Origin of the sequence: Streptomyces swartbergensis (assembly GCF_002148965.1) — a bacterium.
GTDB classification, from domain to species: Bacteria; Actinomycetota; Actinomycetes; order Streptomycetales; family Streptomycetaceae; genus Streptomyces; species Streptomyces swartbergensis.
On the sequence record NZ_NGFN01000015.1, the window covers coordinates 12645 to 35181 of the forward strand.

Below are 22537 nucleotides of genomic sequence, written 5' to 3' on the forward strand. Positions count from 1 at the left end.
CGGATGCGGGTTATCAGGCCATGAGGGACCTCAAGCGACCGCACGCGGCAGCCGGAGACTCAGCAGGCCGGTCAGCGCCACACCGGCGAGCTGCACCAGAAGCGTCGTGACCAGGGCGTTCCGCATGCCCATCCCCGGGACCAGGGAAAGGAACAGCGTGCCCAGGGTCGCCACACCGAGTGCCAGCGCCGACTGCTGAGTGGTGATCATCACGCCGCTGCCGACGCCGGCGCGGACGGGCGGCACCTCGGAGAGGATGACCCGGTAGACGACGGGGAGTTGCAGCGCCTGGCCCGCGCCGGCGACCGCGGCCCCCGGGAGCAGTTCGACGAAGCCGAGGTGCGGCCAGAAGTGCCAGGCTGCCAGTGCCATCAGAGCCAGACCCAGGCCCTGGAGCACGGCACCCGCCGTCACCACCCGTGTGCCGTACCGGGCGACCAGCCGAGGGCCCAGCAGCGAGAAGACGAAGAACACCACCGCCAAGGGCGCGAGCGCCAGCCCCGCGGCGACCGGTCCGAGCCCGGCGCCCTGCTGCAACGCCACGGCGATCACGAACATGAAGCCGCTGAAACCGATGGAGAAGGGCAGCACCAGCAGCAGTCCGCGCCGCAGGGAGGTCAGGGCGAACAGGCTCGGCGGGACCAGGGGCGTGCGGCCCGCGCGGTCGGCCCGCCGCTCCACCACGTAGAAGGCCGCCGCCACGAACGGGCACGCCACCAGCGACAGCCATGTCCACAGCGGCCAGCCCGCCGCCCGGCCCTCCGTGAGCGGGACGAGCAGCGTGAGGAGCGCGACCGCCAGGAGGACCGTGCCCGGGACGTCGACCGGCTCCGGGCGCGCGGAGCGGGTCTCGGGGACCGCGCGGGCGGCCAGGAACAGTCCCGCGAGGACGACCGGCACGTTGACGAGGAACACCGAGCGCCAGCCGGTCCCCGCGATGTCGGCGGCCACCAGGACCCCGCCGAGGATCTGCCCGGCGACCATCGCCAGCCCGGCGGTCGCGCCGTAGAACCCCATCGCCTTCGCCCTGCGGGGGCCGGTTGTGGTGGCCTGTATGGTGGCCAGCACCTGCGGCAGCATCGCGGCGGCCGACGCGCCCTGCGCGACCCGGGCCGCGACCAGCGACCAGGCGCCGGGCGCCAGTCCGCACGCCAGTGAGGTCAGCCCGAAGGCCGCCATTCCGATGAGGAACAGTCGCCGCCGGCCGAACAGGTCACCGAGCCGCCCCCCGAGGACCAGCAGGACGGCGTACGACACTCCGTACCCGGCGACGACGAGTTCGAGGACCGACTCGCTCGCGGCGAGGTCGGCGCCGATGGTGGGCAGGGCGACGTTCACGATGAAGAAGTCGATGAGCGGGAGTGCCGCGGCCAGCAGCACGGTGAACAGTCCGAGCCCGCCGAGCACGGGAGCCGGGGTGGCGGGGGAGTTGACGGGACGTGAGGTGAGGGAATCCGTGGTCACGGCATCAGCCTGCGGCGACGCCCAGGCTGGTACCAGAGTGTTCTTATCCTGGTAGTAGCACCACCTGGAAACAGGGTCCGGGCGGCGGCAGGCTGAAGGGCATGGCGACCATGGCGCAGGAGACAGCGGCACGCCCGCCCGAGGTGCCCCGCGACGCGGACGTCCGGCGGCACGAGCTGGCGGCGTTCCTGCGCAGCCGCCGCGAGCGGATCACCCCCGAGCAGGTCGGCCTGCCCCGGGGCCGCCGGCGTCGTACACCGGGTCTGCGCCGCGAGGAGGTGGCCCAGCTCTCCGCCGTGGGCGTCACCTGGTACACGTGGTTGGAGCAGGCCCGGGCCATTCAGGTCTCGGTCCAGGTCCTCGACGCGCTGGCCCGCGCGCTGCTGCTGGACCCCAGCGAGCGCGCCCACCTCTTCCGGCTGGCCGGGGCCGCCGACCCGACGCCGGCGACCGCGTGCCCGTCGGTCACGCCGGCGATGCGGGCGGTGCTGGAGCAAGTCGAGCCGTTCCCGGCGTGCCTCCAGAACAGCCGGTACGACATCCTCGCCTACAACCGCACCTACGGGTTGCTGCTGTGCGACCTGGACGCGGTGCCGTCCGAGGACCGCAACTGCATGGTCCTGTCCTACACGCACGCCGAGTGGCAGTCGTCGATCGTGCACTTGGAGGAGACGCAGCGTCTGATGGCCGCGCGCTTCCGGGCCGCGATGGCCGGCCATCTCGCCGAGCCCGCCTGGAAGATGCTCCTGAAGCGACTGCGCGCGGAGTCCCCCGCCTTCCGCACGGCCTGGGACCGGCACGAGGTCGTCGCCCACCGCACCAAACGCAAGGAGTTCCTCAACCGCCACGTCGGCCGTATCACCGTCGACCACACGGACCTGTGGCTGACGCCGGGGACGGGCCCGCGGATCGTCACGTACGTCCCCGCGGACCAGGAGTCGCGGGAGCGGCTGGAGAGGCTGCACGCGATCGCGTCGGAGCGCCCGACGGGCCGTTCGCCGGGGCAAGGGCACTTGCCCCGGCCGGGGCTCGGATGACGCGCGTTGTCACGCCACGACGTTGGCGACGACGTAGTACAGCGCGTACAGGACCGCGGGCAGAGTTCCCATGAGGCCCGCGATGGATGCGATCACCACGGGGAGCCGCTGGGTTGCCCGCAGCGCCTTGGCGAGGTAGCCGACCAGTACGAAGTAGGCAAGAGTGACAACCACTCCCGCCATAAGCCACATGGACGGATCGCTTGCTTGCATGACGGCATTCTTCTCCCTTGCGACAGTGCCCAGTCCGGATACGCGGCACGTGCGGCAAGGGGAACCGATATGGACCCTTGGCATGGGGGCCGAACCACTCGCAGCACCGTGGCGTGTGGCATGACGGTAGCTCAAGGGAGCCTGAATGGGCCAGAGTTGGCAGAAGACGCAGACGAGCAGGGGCCCCCGGGATGCCAGTCCCGGAGATCCCCGGCTCAAGTCAGGCCCGGACTGGGCAAGTCACGGAGCGCTGCTCGGCTGAGCATCCCAGGCAGGAATAAACGATCGATATACGGGCGCTAAACGTGCTGGTAGCCTGCTTCTCAGGGAGGCGATGATGGACGGGGTGTGGCGCGACAGCGACAACCCTGGTGGTGATCTGCGCTTTTCCGTGCTCGGTTCCGTTCGAGTCTGGCGGGGCGACCAGCCGCTGTCCACCGGCTCTCCCCAGCAGCGAGCTCTGCTCGCGGCCCTGTTGCTCCGTGCGGGCCGCACGGCGACCGCCGGGGAGCTCATCGACGCCCTGTGGGGTGAGGAACCTCCGTCGCAGGCGCTCGCGGCGGTACGGACGTACGCCTCCCGACTGCGGAAGGGACTGGGCGCCGGGGTCCTGGTGTCCGAGTCGGGCGGTTACGCGATTCGGGGGCTGCTCGAGGGCGCTCTGGACCTGACGACGGCGCAGAATCTGGCGCTGGATGCCGAGACCGCGAGGAACGCCGGAGACCTGAGCCGTGCGCGGAGCTTGCTGGACCAGGCCCTGAACCTGTGGGACGGGGAGTCGTTGGCCGGTGTCCCGGGCCCCTATGCGGAGGACCAGCGGGTTCGCCTGGAGGAGTGGCGCCTCCAACTCCAGGAGTCGCGCCTGGACATGGCGCTGGTGCAGGGAAACCATGCTGAGGCCGTCTCCGAGCTGACAGCCCTGACGGCGGCGCACCCCTTGCGGGAGCGTTTGCGTGAGCTGCTGATGCTTGCGCTGTACCGGAGCGGCCGTCAGGCGGAAGCGCTGGCGGTGTACGCCGACACGCGTCGCCTGCTGGCCGACGAACTGGGCGTGGACCCGCGCCCGGGGCTGAGGGAACTTCAACAACGGATCCTTCAGGCCGACCCGGCCCTGTCGGAATCGACGCCGCGGGCCACCGAGCCTGCGGCGGTACCGGTGCGCCCAGCACAACTCCCCATGCCGGTGTACGACTTCACGGGCCGTGCCGGGTTCGTGGCGGAGCTGAGCGAGATCCTGGCGTCGGCGGAGGGCCGCGTGGTGGCGGTGGCGGGCATCGGGGGCGTCGGCAAGACGGCGTTGGCGGTGCGAGTGGCACACCAGGCGCGGGCGGCCTTCCCGGACGGACAGTTGTACGTCGATCTGCGGGGCGCCGGTCCGCGGGGGGTGGAGCCGGAGTCGGTACTGGGCTTCTTGCTGCGGGCCCTGGGCACGCCCGATTCGGCGATCCCGGACTCGCTGGAGGAACGGGCTGCCCTGTACCGCTCGGTGCTGGACGGGCGGCGAGTGCTGGTGCTGCTGGACAACGCTCGGGATGCGGCCCAGGTGAGACCGTTGCTGCCCGGGACGGAGGGATGCGCGGCGTTGGTCACGTCGCGAGTGCGCATGGTGGATCTGGCCGGCTGCCACCTGGTCGACCTCGACGTGATGACCTCGGAAGAGGCGTTGCAACTGTTCACGAAGATCGTGGGCGAGGAACGGGTGGAGTCCGAGCGGGATGCGGCCCTGGAGGTCCTCGCGGCGTGCGGCTTCCTCCCGCTGGCCATCCGGGTCGCAGCCGCGCGGTTGGCGGCCCGCCGCACGTGGACGGTCTCTGTCCTGGCGACGAAGCTGGCGGACGAACACCGACGGCTGGACGAGCTCCAGGCCGGCGACCTGACGGTGAAGGCGGCCTTTGAGCTGGTCTACGGCCAGCTCGAGCCGGCGCAGGCGCGTGCGTTCCGCCTGCTGAGTTTGGCGGATGGCCCGGACATCTCCCTGGCGGCGGCAGCATCGGTGCTGGAACTGGGGACGGCGGAGACCGAAGACCTGCTGGAGTCCCTGGTGGACACCTCACTGCTGGAGTCGGCGGCACCGGAGCGCTACCGCTACCACGACCTCGTCCGCCTCTACGCGCGTGGGTGCGCTGAACGCGACGAGCAGCCGCCGAACGAGCGGGACGCGGCGATGTCGCGGTTGCTGGACTTCTACCTCGCTACGGCGGTGGGGGCTTATGCGATCGAGCGGCCGGGAGATCGACTGGTGGACCATCTCGAGGGCACGGAATACCCGGGCATGGTGTTTCCGGATCGTGGTTCCGCACGAGACTGGCTCTTCACCGAGGCGGCCTGTCTGCTGTCCCTCGTCCAGCAAGCATCTGCGATTGGGCGACTGCGCAAGGGGGCCGATCTGCTGCTGGTCCTTCAGGATCTCGCCGAGTCCGGGAGCGCCTTCGTGCACTACCAGTCGGCCGCTGCGGACCTGCGCGACCTGGCAGTGGCCGTGGGCGACCGGCACGCCGAGGTGCGGACGCGGGTGGTTCTCGCACACGTGCACTTTCTGGCCGGGCGCTTCGCGGAAGCGGATGCGGAGGCGCGTAAGGCCGGGACGCTCTGCGAAGCCGTCAACGACCCCTGGTCGACCGGTCGCGTACTCGACACCAGGGCGGTCATCGCTCTCCACAACGGTCACCACGCGGATGGCGAAACCCACCTCCGCCAGGCCATCGAGAACTTCCGCTCGCACGGGGACGAACCGGCCCTGGCGATGGCGCTGTGCAACCTCTCCCGAATCCACCTGATCACCGGGCGGGAGGAGAGCGCGGTACAACTGGCCAGGCAGGGCGTCGAGATCAGTGATCGCCTCGGCCACACACTCCGGGGCGCCGGCGCCCGCTACGCCCTGGCCCTGGCCCTCACCGCGACCGGGGCGATGAGCGAGGCGATGAACCTGCTCAACGAGGCGCTCGAAGTGTTCCGTGCCAGCCGGCAGCAGCTGCGGGAGGGCATGACGCTCTCCCGGGTCGCGGAAGTCCACTTGGCCATGGGGGACGCCGGAGCGGCGGCCGGTGCGGCGGAGGCCTCACTTGCCGTGCTGGGGAGCATGGGGGGCGAGTGGCGCCGCGCCAACGTGTTGACCGTGCTCGGCCGTGCGCTCGACGCACTCGGTCAGACCGACCGAGCAGCTGCCTGTCTGAGGGACGCCCTGGCTGTGTACGAAGCGCTGGGCTCTCCCGAGGCGGAGGCAGTGCACGGGCTGCTCGGACCGAGTCTCACCGCGTGACTACGCGCCGGCCCCGGTCGGCTGATGCACTGCAGCCGACTCCAGCCGCTCCGCCGTCCGCTCGGCGGTCCCCCGAGCCCAGCGCCCACTGCTCACCGCCCCCAACGCCAGCACCGCGAAACCGCACGCCGCGATGATCCACCAGCCCGGCCGGGCGGCCGACACGAACATGTCGCGGTACGAGGACGCCCCCACGCCCGAGGCGAGCACCGCGCCCACCACGGCCACACCCAGCGTCTGGCCGAGCTGGCGGCTCGTGGAGGCGACCGCTGCCGCCACGCCCGCCTGGGCGCGGGGCATGCCGGAGACCGCCGTGTTGGTGATCGGCGCGTTGACGAAACCGAAGCCGATGCCGAAGAGGACGTACCCGGCGAAGAGGGTGGTGTTCGAGGTCTCGGCCTCGAACGCCGCGAAGAGGACGCCGCTCGCCGTCATCGCGCAGCCCGCGATCAGCAGGGGCAGACGCGGGCCCCGGCTGCCGACCAGGCGGCCGGAGAGCGGGGCGCACAGGAAGGTCGGGGCCGCCATCGGCAGCATCCACAGGCCCGCCTCCAGGGCGGTCAGGCCGCGTACGTTCTGGAGGTACAGCGTGGACAGGAACAGGAAGCCGCCGAGTGCCGCGAACGCGCTGATGGCGATGACCGTGGCCCCGCTGAACGGTGCCGAGCGGAAGAAGCGCAGGTCGATCAGGGGTTCCGCGCGGCGCGGCTCGTACCAGAGCAGGCCGGCGAGCGCGGCCAGGGCGACCACGGCCAGCGGGGCCACCGACGCGAACGGCGTGCTCGGCGCCTCGATGATCGCGTACGTCAGGGAGCCGAACAGGGCGATCACCAGGAGCTGGCCGACCGGGTCGGGGCGGCGGGCCTTGCCGGCGCGGGACTCGGGGACGAAGCGCAGGGTGAGGAGCAGTGCCGCCAGGCCCACCGGCAGGTTGATCCAGAAGATCGAGCGCCAGCCGACCGAATCGACCAGGAGGCCTCCGACCAGCGGGCCGGCGGCCATCGAGATGCCGACGACCGCGCCCCACGCGCCGATCGCCCGGGCCCGTTCGCGCGGGTCGGTGAAGGTGTTGGTGATGATCGACATGGCGACCGGGTTCAGCATCGAGCCGCCCACCGCCTGCACCATCCGGAAGACGACCAGCGCCTCCAGGTTCGGCGCGAGCGAGCACAGCACCGAGCCGAGGGTGAAGACGACCAGCCCCGCCATGAAGACGCGCTTGCGGCCGATCCGGTCGGCGGTGGAGCCCGCGAGCATCAGCAGCGAGGCCAGGACCAGGGTGTAGGCGTCGATCGTCCACTGGAGGCCGGACGTGCTCGCGTGCAGGTCGCGCTGCATGGAGGGGAGGGCCACGTTCAGGACCGTGTTGTCCAGGCTCACGATCAGCAGGCTCATACAGCAGATCGCGAGCACCAGCATGCGGCGGCGGGGGCTGAGCTCGGGCATGGACGTCATCGTACGCCGATTTCGATAGTGTGGCTAACTAACGAATTTTGCCTTTTCATTGCACGGCACAATGGAGGCATGTCCACGCCCCTGCAGATCGGCCCGCACACCGTCCAGCCCCCCGTCGTCCTGGCCCCGATGGCCGGGATCACCAACGCGCCCTTCCGCACGCTGTGCCGGGAGTTCAGTGGTGGCAAGGGCCTGTTCGTGAGCGAGATGATCACCACGCGGGCGCTGGTCGAGCGCAACGAGAAGACGATGCAGCTCATTCACTTCGACGCGAGTGAGCGGCCCCGGTCCATCCAGCTGTACGGCGTGGACCCGGCGACCGTCGGCAAGGCCGTCCGCATGATCGCGGAGGAGGACCTCGCCGACCACATCGACCTCAACTTCGGCTGCCCGGTGCCCAAGGTGACCCGCAAGGGCGGCGGCTCCGCGCTCCCGTACAAGCGGAACCTGCTGCGGGCCATCCTGCGCGAGGCGGTCAGCGGTGCCGGCGACCTGCCCGTGACGATGAAGATGCGCAAGGGCATCGACGACGACCACATCACCTACCTCGACGCCGGCCGCATCGCCGTCGAGGAGGGCGTCACCGCCATCGCCCTGCACGGCCGCACGGCCGCCCAGCACTACGGCGGCACCGCCGACTGGGACGCCATCGCCCGGCTGAAGGAACACGTCCCGGAGATCCCCGTGCTCGGCAACGGCGACATCTGGTCGGCCGAGGACGCCCTGCGGATGGTGCGCGAGACCGGCTGCGACGGGGTGGTGGTCGGGCGCGGATGCCTGGGCCGGCCCTGGCTGTTCTCCGACCTGGTCGCGGCTTTCGAGGGGCGCTCCCAGGACATCGCACGGCCCGCCCTCCGGGAAGTCGCCGACGTCATGGTCCGGCACGCCACGCTGCTCGGCGAGTGGATCGGCGACGAGTCCCGGGGCGTGATCGACTTCCGCAAGCACGTCGCCTGGTACCTGAAGGGCTTCGCGGTCGGCTCCGAGATGCGCAAGCGGCTCGCGATCACCTCGTCGCTCCAGGAGCTGCGCTCGGGCCTGGACGAGCTGGACCTCGACCAGCCCTGGCCCGCCGGCGCCGACGGGCCCCGGGGCCGTACGTCCGGCAACAACCGCGTGGTGCTGCCGGACGGCTGGCTGAAGGACCCGTACGACTGCGCGGGCGTCGGCGAGGAAGCGGAGCTGGACACCTCCGGCGGCTGATCAGCCTCCCGAGGCGTGCGGTGTGGAGCCGTACGCCTTCAGGAAGCGGTCGCGGAACGCGCTCATCTTCCAGACGGGGGCGTCGCGGTCCGGCTTGAGGCCTTCCGTCCAGTTCCAGTCGGCGACCTTGTCGAGGACCTTCGGGTCCTTAGCGACGATCGACACCGGCACGTCCCGGCTCGCGCGGTTGCCGCTGACCCGGGCCATGGGCTGGTGGTCGCCGAGGAAGACCAGGACGGTGTCGTCGGTGCCGTAGCGCTCCAGCCACTGGGTGAGGCTGGTGACCGAGTACTGGATGGACTTGCCGTACTCCTGCCGGGACCTGGTGGTGTCGGTGAGGACGTCCGACGCCTTCTTGCCGGCCTTCTCGATGGCGCCGAAGACCGAGCCGTCGCCGATCTCGTCCCAGCCGACCATCTTCGGGAGGGGCGCCCAGGGCTGGTGGCTTGAGGTCAGGATGACGAACGACATCAGCGGCTTGTCGCGCTTCTTTCCGTGCACCCGGCGCTGGAACGCCTCCAGCGCGTACTGGTCGGGCATCGTCGACCAGCTGAACTTCGGGCCCCGGTAGCCCAGGTCGAAGGCGTCGTAGAGCTTGTCGAGGCCGTACCACTTCTCCTCCGGCCAGCCCTTCTGCACGCCCGGCATCACGCCCACCGTGTCCCACGCGCCGGTCTTCCGGAACGCCTTGGTGAGGGTCAGGTGGTCGCCCGCGGTGACCGTGCGGTAGCGGCGCTGGTTGTCGATCCACAGGCCGGACATGGTCGTGGAGTGGCCGAGCCAGCTGCTGCCGCCGAAGGTCGCCGAGGTCAGCCAGCCGCTGCGGGCGTGGAAGCCGGCCTTCGCCAGGGCCTCGGCGCTCGTGTCGAGGGTCCGGCCGACGCCGGGTGCCATGATCGGGTCCTCGATCGCGCTGCGGCCGTAGCTCTCGATGAACGTGAAGATCACGTCCTTGCCGCGCAGGTCCGGCAGGAGCTGGTCGGGTGGGGTGTTGCCGAAGGTGTCCGCCTTCGCCTCCCACGCGAACGCCGCCTCGTCCCGCAGCGACTGCACGGTCCGCTGCGCGTGCACCCGGAGGGCCCCGGCCCCGCGCTCGGAGGCGATCGGGCCCCCGAAGAGCGTCAGGCCCAGGGCGGCGCAGGTGACCCAGACGGTGCCGGCGAGCAGGGCGCCCTTGGTCGCCCGGGCGCGGTGGCGGGACAGCACGCCGGAGAGCCGGATCGTCGCCGCGACCATGAGGGCCGCCACGAGCAGGACGAGCACGACCGCGCCGACGGCCGCGGCGGTCGCGACGCCGCCGCCCAGAGTGTCCTCGACGTACGCCTGCGCGTCGGGCAGCAGGTCCCAGTCGAGCGCGGCGTTGAAGCCCCGGCCCAGGTACTCGTTGAACCCCATGTCGAGCAGGTTCACCGTGGTCAGCGCGGTGAGCCCGAGCCCGTACAGCACCGCCGCCACCAGCCGGGGCCGGCGCGGCAGCACCAGCATGACGACGGCCCCGATGACCGCCTCCGCCGGGATCCGCGCGAAGCGGTCCGGCTCGACGGCGGGGAGGGTGTTGGGCAGCAGCAGGGCCCCGAGGACCAGGCCGGCGGCGAGGGCGGTGGTGGTCAGACGGAGGGCGCGGGCGGCCCGGGGGTGACGGGTGCGCCAGGCGCGGAGGTGGGCGAGGCGGGATCGGGGGGTGGGCGTCTCCGCCTCCACTGCGACGGCGGCGGGAGTCTCCGCCTCCGCTGCGACGGCCTCTTCCCTCTCGTCACGCTCCGTCCCGGCCCCGCCCCCTGGGATGCCCGGCTGCGGCGACCGGCTGAAGCGTGTGAAGACAGGCACCCGGAGGTCCTTCCCGTGCGGAACGCGGCGAGGTGGCGGACCCGCGTGGGGGTACGGGTCCGCCGCAGTTCCGTACGGGGCGTCCGGCAGGTGTGTTCAGCCCGCCGGGCCAGCGCTCGGCAAACTCCGGGCAAACGCCCGGCCAACCGGCCCGGAGGGGGCCTTCAGGCGCCGCCGACCGCCGTGAGTAGTGCCAACGGGGCCGACGCCGACCGGGATTCGCGCACGCACGCGTGCGGGTACGGCACCGGCTCGGGATGGGTGTCGCGGCCGTAGCCCGCGAGGACCTCCGGCAGCCGGTGGCCGGTCGCGCTCGCCGCGTCGACGAGGCCGCGGGCGATCGCACGGGCCTCGTCGTGCAGCCCGTAGCGGGCCAGGCCGAGCGCGATCAGCGCGTTGTCGTGCGGCCAGACCGAGCCGCGGTGGTAGGAGAGCGGGTGGTAGGCGGGCTGGCCGGCGGCCAGGGTGCGCACGCCCCAGCCGGAGAAGAAGTCCGGCTCCAGCAGGCGCCGGCCGACCTGCTCGCCGTACTCCTTGTCCAGCAGGCCCGACCACAACAGATGCCCGGCGTCGGAGGCGAGCGCGTCGACCTGCCGGCCCCCGCCGTCGAGCGCGAGTGCCGGGAAGGAGTGCTCCGGCATCCAGAAGTCCCGCTGGAAACGGTCGCGCAGATCACCGGCCGCCTGTTCCAGCAGGTCCGCGTACGTCACGTCCTGCCACACCGTGCGCGCCAGCCACGCCGTGCGGCGCAGCGCGTCGTACGCGTAGCCCTGGGCGCCCGCGGCCGTCACCGGGCCGCCCGGGCGGGTGCCCTCGGCGGAGCAGATGGCGCCGGGGGAGTCCTTCCAGTTCTGGTTGGCGAGGCCGCCCTGGTCGGCGCGGTAGACGAGGTAGCCGCGCGAGGTCAGGCCGCCGTGGTCGAGCATCCAGCCGACCGCCGCGCGGGCGTGCCGCTCCAGACGGCGGGCCAGGCCGGTGTCACCGGTCTGCTCGGTGTACGCGCCGAGCAGGACGAGGAACAGGGGCGTGGCGTCGACCGAGCCGTAGTAGCGGGCGTAGGGGACCTGGCCGAAGTGCGCCAGTTCGCCGTGCCGCACCTCGTGCACGATCTTGCCGGGCTGGGCGACCTCGCTGACACCGGTGTCCGTGGCCTGGGTCGCGGCGAGCGCGGGCAGTGTGGCGGCGGCCAGCCGGGGCCGGTAGGGCAGTGTGAACAGCGAGGTCAGCAGGGCGTCCCGGCCCAGCAGGGTCAGGAACCAGGGGGCGCCGGCGGCCGGGACGCGCAGTTCCTCGCCGTCCGGGCCCGTCGCCGGGACCTGGAGCGCGGCCAGGTCGGCGAGGCCCCGGGCGCAGGCCGCGGACAGCTCCGGCCAGCCGGCCGGGAAGGCGACGCCCTCCATGAACCGGCCCTCACGGGCGAGGAGCCGCTCCTGGAGGGCGGCGGGGGAGCGGGGCACGCGCAGGGCGCGCTTGTCGCCGTGCGGGCGGGCCATGACGCGCAGGACCAGCTCGGCCGTGCCGTGCGGTTCGAGGTCCAGGGTCCACACCAGGCGGCGGGCGCCGGTGCCGGTCTCCTCCACGGCGTCCGGCTGGGGGTCGGCCGTCACGGTCGTGACGGACCGCCACTCGCCGCGCCGGTAGGTGAACTCCACGCCGTGCCCGAGGACCTTCCGGGAGCGGACGGCGCCGGCCTTCGTGTAGGTGCGGTGGTCGGAGCGCAGTTCGAACTGGTCGGTGAAGTCGGCGTCGGCGGTGACCGCGAGGCGGACCGTCGTCGGCACCGGGCGGTTGCTGGTGACCCGCAGGGACTCGACGAACGCGGCGTCCCCGACGGCCTGTTCGCGGAAGAGCGTGTACGCGGGCGGCTCGTTGCGGCCGCCGCGGGGCACGAGGACGCAGCGCGCGGTGTCCCCGTCGGCCACCGGCGTCAGCGTGTCGGGCACGGCCCCGTCGACGGTGAGCTGCCACCGGCTCAGGTGCCTCGCGTCCTGTACGAACATTCCGTCCGGGGCGCTGCCGCCCCGGTAGCCGCTGATGTCGCCGCGGTCGCCGACGGCGGCGAACGTCCCGCCGTGCACGAGCAGATGATGCCGGTCCGTCATCCCCGGTCCTCTCCCTTGATCGCCGTGACGCCGTTCCTGTCCCATGCGGGCCGGTCGTGCAGCAGGTCGAGCGTGAGGGCGGCGGTCCAGCCGAAGCCGGTGGCGCCGCAGGCCTGTCCGGTGTACGGGTCCACGTACTCCGCGAAGTCGGAGGCGCCCGCGGTGTGCAGGATCCCCTTGCGCAGGGCGTCGGCCCGGCCGCGCTCGCCGTGCAGCCGCAGCCCGCGCTCCAGCAGCCAGTTGGTGTTGAACCAGGCCGGGCCGCGCCAGTAGCGGTGCGGGTCGAAGGCGTCGCCGAGCAGGTCGTAGCTGGGCACCAGCCGGGTCGTGCCGCCGAGGCCGAAGTGCGGGCCGCAGACGGTGCGCACCAACATGGCCGCGAGGTCGCGGGGCAGGGTCGGCAGCAGCAGGGGGACGAGCCCGGAGACACCGCGCTCGGGGATCAGCTCCCCGGCGCGCACGTCCCGGCACAGGAACATCCCCGCCGACGGCTCCCAGAGCCGCTCCACCAGGGCGGCGGTGAGCCGCTCGGCACGGTCCTGCCGGGCCGATCCCGCCGCGCCCAGCTCGCCGGCGATCCGGGCCAGGGCGTGCTCGGAGGCGATGAGCAGGGCGTTGAACGCCGGGTCCTCCACCGAGAAGTCGCCCGGTCCGTCCGCGTATCCACGATCCCGGTAATCGGCGGCCAGCCGCACATAGCGCCCGTAGTCCAGATCGGTCGGCCGGTCCTCGGGGGATCCGTGGTCGAGGTCGGCGCGGCGGAAGGAGCGGGCCGGGGCCGGAGTGACCCGGGAGAGCGGACGGTCCCAGCAGGGGCTGTTGTCCATACCCTGTTCCCAGGGGTGCACGACGGACACCAGTCCGCCTCCGCCCAGGTCGCGCCGGTGCAGCAGATACCGGTGCCAGGCCGCGAGCCGGGGATACGCCCGGGCGAGGAAGCCGCGCGCCCGGGACAGACCGGGGTCGGCGAGGTGCACCAGCCACGCGGCCAGCGCGTGGACCGGTGGCTGCACGATCCCGGAGGTCTGTACGGTGCGCGGGGCGCCCGCGGCGTGCCCCGCGGTCGAGGAACGCCAGAAGTCGGGGCTCGGGAAGTACGCGTCGAGCGGGACGGAGGGGTTGAAGACGATGTGCGGGATCCGCCCGTCCGCCCACTGTGCCGCCAGCAGCGTCTCCAGCTCCGTCTGTGCCCGTAACGGCGACACGTGCCGCAGGCCGATCGCGATGAACGCCGAGTCCCAGGACCACTGGTGCGGATACAGACCACGCGAGGGCACGGTGGACGTGCCGGTCCAGCCGGCCTCCAGCACGGCGGCGGCCCTGACGTGCAGGGGCGACGCGGCACTGGACGGATCGTATGCAATGGTTCGTCCCGTGGGACGAGGGGCGCGTTGGGCGGTGCTGTCCACTCGGGGCTCTCCGAAAGACGTCCGGCCGATCGGTTCGGCTGCGGCTACCGTGGGGTTACGTCTATTTAACACGCAAAACCCACTATGTAAGGCAAGGTTGAGAAACACAAGGGGGTGTGCATGACCGGACGGCCCGGGAGGACGGGGCGAGGTGCCGGCCAGGCGAGCGCCGGCGAACTGCTCGAACTGGTGCGCAGTCGCCGCGCCGTGACCCGGGGTGCGCTCCAGCAGGCGACCGGACTGTCCCGGGCCACCGTCGGGCAGCGGCTCGACCGGCTCTTCCGCGCGGGCTGGCTGCGCGAGGGCGCCGGGGGGCCGGTGGACTCCCCGCTGGGCGGGCGCCCCTCCATCACCCTGGAGTTCGACGACGAGCACGCGGTGGTCCTGGCCGCCGACCTCGACACCCGGCACGCGCGGGCGGCGGTGCTGTCGCTGAGCGGAGAGATCCTCGCCGAGCACTCCGGCACCCTCGTCGTCGACGACGGGCCGGACCTCCTGCTGGGCGAACTCGGCCGCTGGTTCGGCGAGCTGCTGGAGAAGACCGGACGCGGGGCCGAGTCGGTGTGCGGCGTGGGGCTCGCCGTGCCCGGCCCGGTGGACACCGAGACCGGCCGCGTCGTCCAGCCGCCGATCATGCCCGGCTGGGACGGCTACGACATAAGGAGCCGGCTGTCCCGGGCGCTCGCCGAGCACACGGGCGCCGCCGAGGTGCCGGTGCTGGTGGACAACGACGCCAACCTCATGGCCTACGGCGAACAGCGCACCGGCTATCCCGACTGCTCCGCCTTCGTGCTGGTCAAGGTCTCCACCGGCATCGGCGCCGGGGTCGTGGTGGACGGCGCGGTGTTCCGGGGCATCGACGGGGGCGCCGGGGACATCGGGCACATCCGGGTGCCGGAGGGCGCCCAGACGCTGTGCCGGTGCGGTTCCTACGGCTGTCTGGCCGCCGTCGCGAGCGGTGGCGCGGTGGCGCGGCGGCTGGCGGAGGCCGGGGTGCCGGCGGCCTCCGGCTCGGACGTACGGGACCTGCTGGCGTCCGGGCATCCCGAGGCGGTCGGCCTGGCCCGGGAGGCCGGGCGCCGGGTCGGGGACGTGCTGGCGACCGTGGTGACGCTGCTCAACCCAGGGGTGCTGATGATCGCCGGGGATCTGGCCGGAACCCCGTTCCTCACGGGCGTGCGCGAACTGCTCTACCAGCGGGCGCTGCCCCGCTCCACCGCCCACCTGGACATCGTGACGTCACGGCTCGGCGAGCGGTCCGGGCTGGTCGGGGCCGGGGCGATGGTCGTGGAGCACCTCTACGCCCCCGAGCGGGTCGAGGAGCGGCTGCGCGCGCTCGGGGTGTGACAGGGACATTTCGGCCCCGAGACGCGTCCGCATGGTGAAATTCCGTCGGCTGTGGCAGCGTGATTCTCGCCACCCCTGATAAGGGTTGCGCTCAGATGAGCGGATCTTGAGCGACTGCACTTCTCCAAAGGGTGGCACTGAGTGCCACCCTTTGATCGTTCATCGAGCGAAATCAATCGTGCCGAACACTGCTCATATGAGCGCTCAATGGAGTTCGCGAAGGTCCGTGCGTTCAAGAAGTGAAAACATACACCTGTGATTGCTTGCCCAGCCTTGACTTTCGATCCCCTGGCGGACGAGTGGTTACAGGCGTATGACGCGCGAGTGGACGTACCCAGAAGCCTTTGATCTGGGTATGTTCCTCGCCGTCAGGGCAGCCACCGCGTCCTCGAGGAGTCGAGACCCGTGTCGGAAAACAAAGATCCCCACGTAGCTGAGCACGGTAAGAGTGTTGAGGGCGTGAAGTTCGTTTACGACTTCACCGAGGGCAACAAGGACCTCAAGGACCTCCTCGGTGGCAAGGGCGCGAACCTCGCCGAGATGACGAACCTGGGCCTTCCCGTCCCGCCCGGCTTCACCATCACCACCGAGGCGTGCAAGGTCTACCTGGACAGCGGCGAGGAGCCGGCGGCACTGCGTGACGAGGTGAGTGCGCACCTCGACGCGCTGGAGCAGCGCATGGGCAAGAAGCTCGGCCAGGCCGACGACCCGCTGCTGGTGTCGGTGCGCTCGGGCGCCAAGTTCTCCATGCCCGGCATGATGGACACCGTCCTCAACATCGGCCTCTCCGACAAGTCGGTGCAGGGCCTGGCCAAGCAGGCCGGCGACGAGCGCTTCGCCTGGGACTCCTACCGCCGCCTCATCCAGATGTTCGGCAAGACCGTGCTGGGCGTGGACGGCGAGCTCTTCGAGGACGCGCTGGAGGCGGCCAAGGCGGCCAAGAAGGTCACGGTCGACACGGAACTGGAGGCGGCCGACCTCAAGAAGCTCGTCACCAAGTTCAAGAAGATCGTCAAGACCGAGGCCGGCCGGGACTTCCCGCAGGACCCGCGCGAGCAGATGGACCTCGCCATCCACGCGGTCTTCGACTCCTGGAACACCGACCGGGCCAAGCTCTACCGCCGCCAGGAGCGCATCCCGCACGACCTGGGCACCGCCGTCAACGTCTGCTCGATGGTCTTCGGCAACCTCGGCCCCGACTCCGGCACCGGCGTCGCCTTCACCCGTGACCCCGCCTCCGGCCACCAGGGCGTCTACGGCGACTACCTCCAGAACGCGCAGGGCGAGGACGTGGTCGCGGGCATCCGCAACACCGTGCCGCTCGCCGAGCTGGAGCGGATCGACAAGAAGTCGTACGACCAGCTCATGCAGATCATGGAGACGCTGGAGAACCACTACAAGGACCTCTGCGACATCGAGTTCACCATCGAGCGCGGTGTGCTGTGGATGCTCCAGACCCGGGTCGGCAAGCGCACCGCGGGCGCGGCCTTCCGGATCGCGACCCAGCTGGTGGACCAGGGCCTGATCGACGAGGCCGAGGCGCTCACCCGCGTCAACGGCGCCCAGCTCGCCCAGCTGATGTTCCCCCGCTTCGACGAGAGCGCGAAGGTCGCGACGGTCGGCCGGGGCATCGCGGCCTCCCCGGGCGCGGCGGTCGGCAAGGCGGTGTTCGACTCCTACACCGCCGTCAAGTGGTCCCGCTCCGGCGAGAAGGTCATCCTGATCCGCCGCGAGACCAACCCCGACGACCTCGACGGCATGATCGCAGCCGAGGGCATCCTGACCTCGCGCGGCGGCAAGACCTCCCACGCGGCCGTCGTCGCCCGCGGCATGGGCAAGACCTGTGTCTGCGGCGCCGAGGAGCTGGAGGTCGACACCAAGCGCCGCCGGATGACCGTGCCGGGCGGGCACGTCGTCGAGGAGGGCGACGTCGTCTCCATCGACGGCTCGACGGGCAAGGTGTACCTCGGTGAGGTGCCGGTCGTGCCGTCCCCGGTCGTGGAGTACTTCGAGGGCCGGATGCACGCCGGTGCCGAGGACGCCGACGAGCTGGTCGAGGCGGTCCACCGCATCATGGCGTTCGCCGACCGCAAGCGCCGCCTGCGCGTGCGGGCCAACGCCGACAACGCCGAGGACGCGCTGCGGGCCCGCCGCTTCGGCGCCCAGGGCATCGGCCTGTGCCGCACCGAGCACATGTTCCTCGGCGACCGGCGCGAGCTGGTGGAGCGGCTGATCCTGGCCGACACCCAGGCCGAGCGCGAGGAGTCCCTCAAGGAACTGCTGCCGCTGCAGAAGCAGGACTTCGTCCAGCTCTTCGAGTCGATGGACGGCCTCCCGGTCACCGTCCGCCTCCTGGACCCGCCGCTGCACGAGTTCCTGCCCGACATCACCGAACTGTCGGTGCGCGTCGCCCTCGCGGAGTCCCGCCAGGAGCCGCACGAGAACGAGCTCCGCCTCCTCCAGGCGGTCCACCGCCTGCACGAGCAGAACCCGATGCTGGGCCTGCGCGGGGTGCGCCTCGGCCTGGTCATCCCCGGCCTGTTCACCATGCAGGTCCGGGCGATCGCCGAGGCCGCCGCCGAGCGCAAGGCCGCCAAGGGCGACCCGCGCGCCGAGATCATGATCCCGCTCGTCGGCACGGTGCAGGAGCTGGAGATCGTGCGCGAGGAGGCCGACCAGGTCATCGCCGAGGTCGAAGCGGCCTCGGGCACGCAGCTCAAGCTGTCCATCGGCACGATGATCGAGCTGCCGCGCGCCGCCCTGACCGCCGGCCAGATCGCCGAGGCCGCCGAGTTCTTCTCCTTCGGCACGAACGACCTCACCCAGACGGTCTGGGGCTTCAGCCGGGACGACGTGGAGGCCTCGTTCTTCACGGCGTACCTGGAGAAGGGCATCTTCGGCGTCTCCCCGTTCGAGACGATCGACAAGGACGGCGTCGGCTCCCTGGTGAAGCTCGCCGCCAAGGCCGGCCGCGAGACCCGTCCCGACCTCAAGCTCGGCGTCTGCGGCGAGCACGGCGGTGACCCGGAGTCGGTCCACTTCTTCCACGAGGTGGGACTCGACTACGTCTCCTGCTCCCCGTTCCGCATCCCGGTGGCCCGGCTGGAGGCGGGCCGGGCGGCGGTGCAGTCGCAGGGCAGCGACCACCGGTAGGCCGCGGCCCGGGCGGGCCACCGGGATGCGTGGCCCGTGCGGGCCCCGCACGGCGTGGCCCGTGCGGGGCCAACGCACCGCGTGGCCTGGCCCGTGCAGGGCCGCTCAGGACCCGGAGCCGTCGTGGTCCCCGACCACCCTCACCGATCGCGGCGGCTCCGGTGCACGGAGGAGAGCGGGGGCGCACCTTGTGCGGAGGTGCGCCCCCGCTCTCTGCGGCAACTACCCCAGGCATGGCAGGATCGCGGCCATGGCCCTCAGCGATCCCCGCCTCTGGATCGGCTCGACCGAGATCATCGCCCTCGCAGACGGCGAGGGCCCGTTCTTCTCCCCGCGCGCCGAGGCCTTCCCCGAGGCCACGGCCGCACAGTGGGCCGAGGCCGACCGCTACGACCCGGGCGCGGTCGACGCCGAGGGCCGCTGGCGGCTCCAGTTCCGCGCCTACGCGATCCGCGGCGACAAGGGCCTCACCGTCGTGGACGCCGGGATCGGTCCGGCGGACAGCCCGGCCGGCTCGTGGGCGCCCGTGCCCGGTGCGCTCCCCGAGTCGCTCGCCGCCGCGGGCATCGACCCGGCCGAAGTCGACACCGTGGTGCTCACACATCTGCACACCGACCACGTCGGGTGGGCGGTCGTGACCGAGGCGGCCGTCCCGTCAGCGGGCGGCGCGGTGGACGGCAACGCTTCGGCCGACGGCGCGACCAGCGGCCGCCGCCCCTATTTCCCGAACGCCGAATACCTGCTCCAGCGGGCCGAGTTCGACGCCCTCGACGGGCTCAACCCGCAGCTTCGCGAGACCCTCACCGACCCGCTCGCGGCGGCCGGCCGGCTCCGGCTCCTCGACGGGGACACGCCGCTGCGCGCCGGGCGCGCGGTCGCCACGCCCGGTCACACGCCCGGCCACCAGAGCGTGCTGGTCGCCGACGGGCGCGAGCACGCGCTCGTCACCGGCGACCTCCTGGTGCACGCGCTCCAACTGCTCCATCCCGAGCTCGCCTACGCGCACGAGGCCGACCCTGTGGCGGCCAGGCACTCGAGGGAGCGCATGCTCGGCCGCGAACCCGCCATCACGCTGCACCTGGCGACGCCGCATTTGACGGAGCCGTTCCTCTCGGCTTGATCCGGGCGGTTCGGTGCCGGTCAGGCCGCGAGGGCATGCAGACGCTCCGATTTCCGTGAGGCGGCGGCCGCCTCCCGACCTCGAGCCTGCCCTGGTTTGCCGGCACTCCCGATCCGGTCGGCTAGCTCGGGCAGGCTGCGGCCTCGATGTGGGCCAGGTGGGCGGCGAGGATCTCCTCGAACGAAGCGCGGCGATCCACCCCGAGGGGACGGACGTCGCGGGCGAAGTGGGCCAGGGCCGGGAAGCGTTCGGGGTCGGCGCCCAGGACCGCCACGCGGAACAGCTCCATGCCCTGTTCGTACTCGCCGGGGGTGACGGTGCTGACCCCGGCCTCGGAGGCGATCAACGCGGCGATGAGGACCGCGATCCGGTGGTAGCGCGCCGGGATCGCCTCGTCGGGCAGTCCAGACAGGCGCAGAGCCTGCAGCACCTCTTCCATGACCATCCGGGAACCGGTGCCGGACGAGGCGTAGCGTCCCCAGACCGCGGCGAGCTGGGGCTGCCGGCCGAAGGCCTCTCTCAGGCGCAGAGCCAGGGTCGTGATGCGCTGCTTCCAGTCACCCTCGGGGCGGTAGCCATCCATCGCGGCCAGGAGGATCCGGTCGGCGACCGCGCGCAGCAGTTCCGTCTTGCTGCGGAAGTGCCGGTAGAGGCTGGAGGAATCTGTCCCGAGGGCCGCGGCGAGCTTGCGCACGCTGAACGAATCCGCGTCGCTCGTGCGCAGCAGGTCCGCCGCCGCATCCAGGATCTCCTCGGTCGACCAACGCCTTCGGCCTGCCATCTCTGCTCCCCTCGCCGGCTCCCAGACTATCGGTGCACTTGGCGTTGCACGCACCGCGTGCATAATGGGGGCATGCGTATGCCGGGCGGGCCGGCATGCCACTCGTGCCCTGTTGTCCGGAGCGGCGACCGATGCGGAGCTCACCCCGGGGAACACGAAAGGACGCATGACGTGAAGAGCCCACTGGACTGCGCGGCACTGAACGCCGCCATGGAAAACGTCCACCGCGCCGGGATGCCGGGCCTGTTCGCCGAGGTGCGAGACGGCGACCAGGTCTGGCGCGGCGCCGCCGGGGTCGCCGACGTTGTCACCGGCCGTCCCGCCACCGCCGACATGCGGCACCGCGTCGGCAGCATCACCAAGACCTTCACCGCCGCCGCGGTCTTACAACAGGTCGAGAGCGGTCAGATCGGTCTCGACACACCGATCGGCCAGTACCTTCCCAAGCTGGTTCCCGGAGAACGCGGTGACGCGATCACGGTCCGGATGCTGATCAACCACACCAGCGGCCTCGCCGAGTATCTCCCGTACGCCTACCCCTCCCTCAAGGCGTTTCCCGCCCTCGCGGGCACCGGACCCCAGAGCCTGGACGACCACCGGTTCACGCGGTTCGACCCCGCCGAACTGATCGAGATGGGGGTCACCGCGCCTGCCGTCGGCGCCCCGGGCGGTGTTCCGGGGGTGTACTCCAACACCAACTACCTGCTCCTCTGCGAACTCCTGGAACAGGTGACCGGCACTACGGCCGAGCGGTACATCACCCGGAACGTCATCGAGCGCGCCGGGCTCCGGGACACCGAGCTCCCGGCCGGACCGTACGTCAACGGGCCGCACTCGCAGCTCTACGAGGCGTGGTTCGGCATGATCGACCCGCCGCGCGACTACAGCGTCTACGACATGTCATGGGTGGGGCCGTCGGCCTCGCTGATATCGACCGTCACGGACCTCAACCGCTTCTTCGGCATGTTGCTGGCCGGAGAGATCGTCAGTCCGTCGTCGCTGGCGCAGATGCAACGTACCGTCCCGGTCATCTCCCAAGAGGGGAAGACCATCGACTACGGCCTCGGCCTGCACCCGATGGAGGGTCCGGGGCAGGGCACCTTCTGGGGCCATGGCGGCACGGTCTGGGGTGGTGGAGCGCTGGCCATGATCCGTGCCGACGGCAAGCGGCAGATGTCCGTCGCGGTGAACCTGCAGAGGTGGAACAAGCTCGACTCCTCCGGCAAGCCACAGCCTCACCCCATCGACGACGCGCTTGCGACTCTTTACCGCGTGGCGATGTACGGCTGACTGGGCCGCCTGCGGAGCCGTCGACCGGGGTGGAGGCGCGGGTGACGTCCTCGTCCAGGGCGACGTGCTCGCGCTCATAGGCCGCCCGCAGCTCCTCGACGGCGGCGTCCAGACAGCGGGTCGTCCACAGCACGCCGGCAATCAGCACCGGACCGAGAGCGCCGAGCTGGTCTTCCTGGCTCGCCGAGGCCCGGCCCACGCGCAGTGTCGGCACCGGCTGTCCGGGAGACCGGAACTGGTTCGACGTCGCGCTGGGCCGCTGCTTCGACCTGCTGATCCCTCAGGACCGAGTGCGGGAGGCGGACCTGCTGTCCATGTCGTGACGGGCCTGAGGGGGCTGTCAGTGGGGCAGACCATCCCGCAGGCAGACGACGGTTCCCGTCAGGGCGGCCGTGTGCAGCGCGGTGAGGGCCGGCAGTGGGACCGACAGCGACGTGGATTCCAGGTCGGAGAGGGCGAACAGGCCGTCCTGGTCGTGTTCGCTGCTGCACCTCACGGTCTGCCCGGGGGCGAGACGGCCGCCGTGGAAGTAGAAGTCGAGCACCGGGCCCGTGCCCTTCACATCGGCCCGGTGGTCGTAGCCGAGGAACCGGGGCGCCCGGTCAAGCACGATGCCGGTCTCCTCGTGCAGCTCACGGCACGCGGCGCCCACGGGGTCCTCTCCGTGGTCGAGCATGCCGCCCGGCAGCCCCCAGAGCCCGGCACCGGGCTGGCCCTCGGCGTAGCGCAGCAGCAGGATCCGGTCCTCGGCGTCGAGGAGCAGTACGCACGACGCGACGATGGTCTGCGGCAGCGTCTTGACCCACTCGTCACGCGGCAGCACGCGCTGTACGTCGGTGGCGGGCACGGTCGTGTCCACGGTGGTGTTCCTTCCGTC

General features: G+C 71.6%; 15 protein-coding genes. 7 read left to right on the forward strand and 8 right to left on the reverse strand.

Annotated elements, in window-relative coordinates; all coding sequences use genetic code 11:
• Positions 1-30 precede the first annotated feature (30 nt).
• On the reverse strand, positions 31-1464 hold the full coding sequence (locus CA983_RS04570) for an MFS transporter (RefSeq protein ID WP_086599589.1): 1434 nt from the start codon (positions 1462-1464) through the stop codon (positions 31-33).
• Between the two features lie 101 nt (positions 1465-1565).
• Between CA983_RS04570 and CA983_RS04575 the strand changes: the two genes are divergently transcribed.
• Positions 1566-2501, forward strand: coding sequence for an MmyB family transcriptional regulator (locus CA983_RS04575; protein ID WP_167407329.1), 936 nt, complete (start codon positions 1566-1568; stop codon positions 2499-2501).
• Between the two features lie 9 nt (positions 2502-2510).
• Here CA983_RS04575 and CA983_RS04580 read toward each other — a convergent pair whose 3' ends face one another.
• A complete protein-coding gene (locus CA983_RS04580) occupies positions 2511-2684 on the reverse strand; it encodes a hypothetical protein (RefSeq protein WP_244206639.1) in 174 nt (57 codons plus the stop codon).
• Positions 2685-3051: 367 nt separating this feature from the next.
• Here CA983_RS04580 and afsR point away from each other — a divergent pair, with 367 nt between their 5' ends.
• On the forward strand, positions 3052-5973 hold the full coding sequence (afsR, locus tag CA983_RS04585; protein WP_425276417.1) for an SARP-family global regulator AfsR: 2922 nt from the start codon (positions 3052-3054) through the stop codon (positions 5971-5973).
• Here the strand turns inward: afsR and CA983_RS04590 are convergent, their stop codons facing one another.
• A complete protein-coding gene (locus CA983_RS04590; protein ID WP_086599620.1) occupies positions 5974-7419 on the reverse strand; it encodes an MFS transporter in 1446 nt (481 codons plus the stop codon).
• 78 nt (positions 7420-7497) lie between these two features.
• Here CA983_RS04590 and dusB point away from each other — a divergent pair, with 78 nt between their 5' ends.
• Positions 7498-8631 (forward strand): tRNA dihydrouridine synthase DusB, encoded by a 1134-nt coding sequence (gene dusB, locus CA983_RS04595; RefSeq protein WP_086599592.1) that lies wholly within the window; start codon positions 7498-7500, stop codon positions 8629-8631.
• Here dusB and CA983_RS04600 read toward each other — a convergent pair whose 3' ends face one another.
• From CA983_RS04600 to CA983_RS04610, 3 genes are all read right to left on the reverse strand, one after another.
• Positions 8632-10458, reverse strand: a complete 1827-nt coding sequence (locus CA983_RS04600) for an alkaline phosphatase family protein (RefSeq protein WP_425276415.1) — start codon at positions 10456-10458, stop codon at positions 8632-8634. It lies immediately after the preceding gene.
• A 164-nt stretch (positions 10459-10622) separates the two neighbouring features.
• On the reverse strand, positions 10623-12560 hold the full coding sequence (locus tag CA983_RS04605; RefSeq protein ID WP_086599593.1) for an amylo-alpha-1,6-glucosidase: 1938 nt from the start codon (positions 12558-12560) through the stop codon (positions 10623-10625).
• Entirely contained in the window at positions 12557-13969 is a 1413-nt protein-coding gene (locus CA983_RS04610) for an MGH1-like glycoside hydrolase domain-containing protein (protein WP_086599594.1), read from the reverse strand. The genes CA983_RS04605 and CA983_RS04610 overlap by 4 nt, the downstream gene beginning before the upstream one ends.
• A gap of 120 nt (positions 13970-14089) precedes the next feature.
• Here CA983_RS04610 and CA983_RS04615 point away from each other — a divergent pair, with 120 nt between their 5' ends.
• The 3 genes from CA983_RS04615 to CA983_RS04625 all read left to right on the forward strand — a co-directional run bounded on the left by CA983_RS04615 (position 14090) and on the right by CA983_RS04625 (position 19589).
• On the forward strand, positions 14090-15316 hold the full coding sequence (locus CA983_RS04615) for an ROK family transcriptional regulator (RefSeq protein ID WP_208636883.1): 1227 nt from the start codon (positions 14090-14092) through the stop codon (positions 15314-15316).
• 405 nt (positions 15317-15721) lie between these two features.
• Positions 15722-18469: a pyruvate, phosphate dikinase gene (ppdK, locus tag CA983_RS04620; protein WP_425276416.1), complete on the forward strand. Its 2748-nt coding sequence runs from the start codon at positions 15722-15724 to the stop codon at positions 18467-18469.
• A 250-nt stretch (positions 18470-18719) separates the two neighbouring features.
• A complete protein-coding gene (locus CA983_RS04625) occupies positions 18720-19589 on the forward strand; it encodes an MBL fold metallo-hydrolase (protein ID WP_086599597.1) in 870 nt (289 codons plus the stop codon).
• Positions 19590-19710: 121 nt separating this feature from the next.
• On the opposite strand, the gene CA983_RS04630 is transcribed toward CA983_RS04625, so the two are convergent.
• Positions 19711-20370 (reverse strand): TetR/AcrR family transcriptional regulator, encoded by a 660-nt coding sequence (locus tag CA983_RS04630; RefSeq protein ID WP_086599598.1) that lies wholly within the window; start codon positions 20368-20370, stop codon positions 19711-19713.
• Positions 20371-20541: 171 nt separating this feature from the next.
• Here CA983_RS04630 and CA983_RS04635 point away from each other — a divergent pair, with 171 nt between their 5' ends.
• A complete protein-coding gene (locus tag CA983_RS04635; RefSeq protein WP_086599599.1) occupies positions 20542-21660 on the forward strand; it encodes a serine hydrolase domain-containing protein in 1119 nt (372 codons plus the stop codon).
• A gap of 340 nt (positions 21661-22000) precedes the next feature.
• Here the strand turns inward: CA983_RS04635 and CA983_RS04640 are convergent, their stop codons facing one another.
• Complete coding sequence (locus CA983_RS04640) at positions 22001-22519, reverse strand: NUDIX hydrolase (RefSeq protein ID WP_086599600.1); 519 nt, start codon at positions 22517-22519, stop codon at positions 22001-22003.
• Positions 22520-22537: the final 18 nt, after the last annotated feature.

Excerpts from the sequence above, each read along its gene's own strand:
- CA983_RS04575 (WP_167407329.1), top strand. The coding sequence starts at position 1,566 with ATGGCGACCATGGCGCAGGAGACAGCGGCACGCCCGCCCGAGGTGCCC.
- CA983_RS04580 (WP_244206639.1), bottom strand. The coding sequence starts at position 2,684 with ATGGCGGGAGTGGTTGTCACTCTTGCCTACTTCGTACTGGTCGGCTAC.
- afsR (WP_425276417.1), top strand. The coding sequence starts at position 3,052 with ATGGACGGGGTGTGGCGCGACAGCGACAACCCTGGTGGTGATCTGCGC.
- CA983_RS04590 (WP_086599620.1), bottom strand. The coding sequence starts at position 7,419 with ATGCCCGAGCTCAGCCCCCGCCGCCGCATGCTGGTGCTCGCGATCTGC.
- dusB (WP_086599592.1), top strand. The coding sequence starts at position 7,498 with ATGTCCACGCCCCTGCAGATCGGCCCGCACACCGTCCAGCCCCCCGTC.
- CA983_RS04605 (WP_086599593.1), bottom strand. The coding sequence starts at position 12,560 with ATGACGGACCGGCATCATCTGCTCGTGCACGGCGGGACGTTCGCCGCC.
- CA983_RS04615 (WP_208636883.1), top strand. The coding sequence starts at position 14,090 with ATGACCGGACGGCCCGGGAGGACGGGGCGAGGTGCCGGCCAGGCGAGC.
- CA983_RS04625 (WP_086599597.1), top strand. The coding sequence starts at position 18,720 with ATGGCCCTCAGCGATCCCCGCCTCTGGATCGGCTCGACCGAGATCATC.
- CA983_RS04630 (WP_086599598.1), bottom strand. The coding sequence starts at position 20,370 with ATGGCAGGCCGAAGGCGTTGGTCGACCGAGGAGATCCTGGATGCGGCG.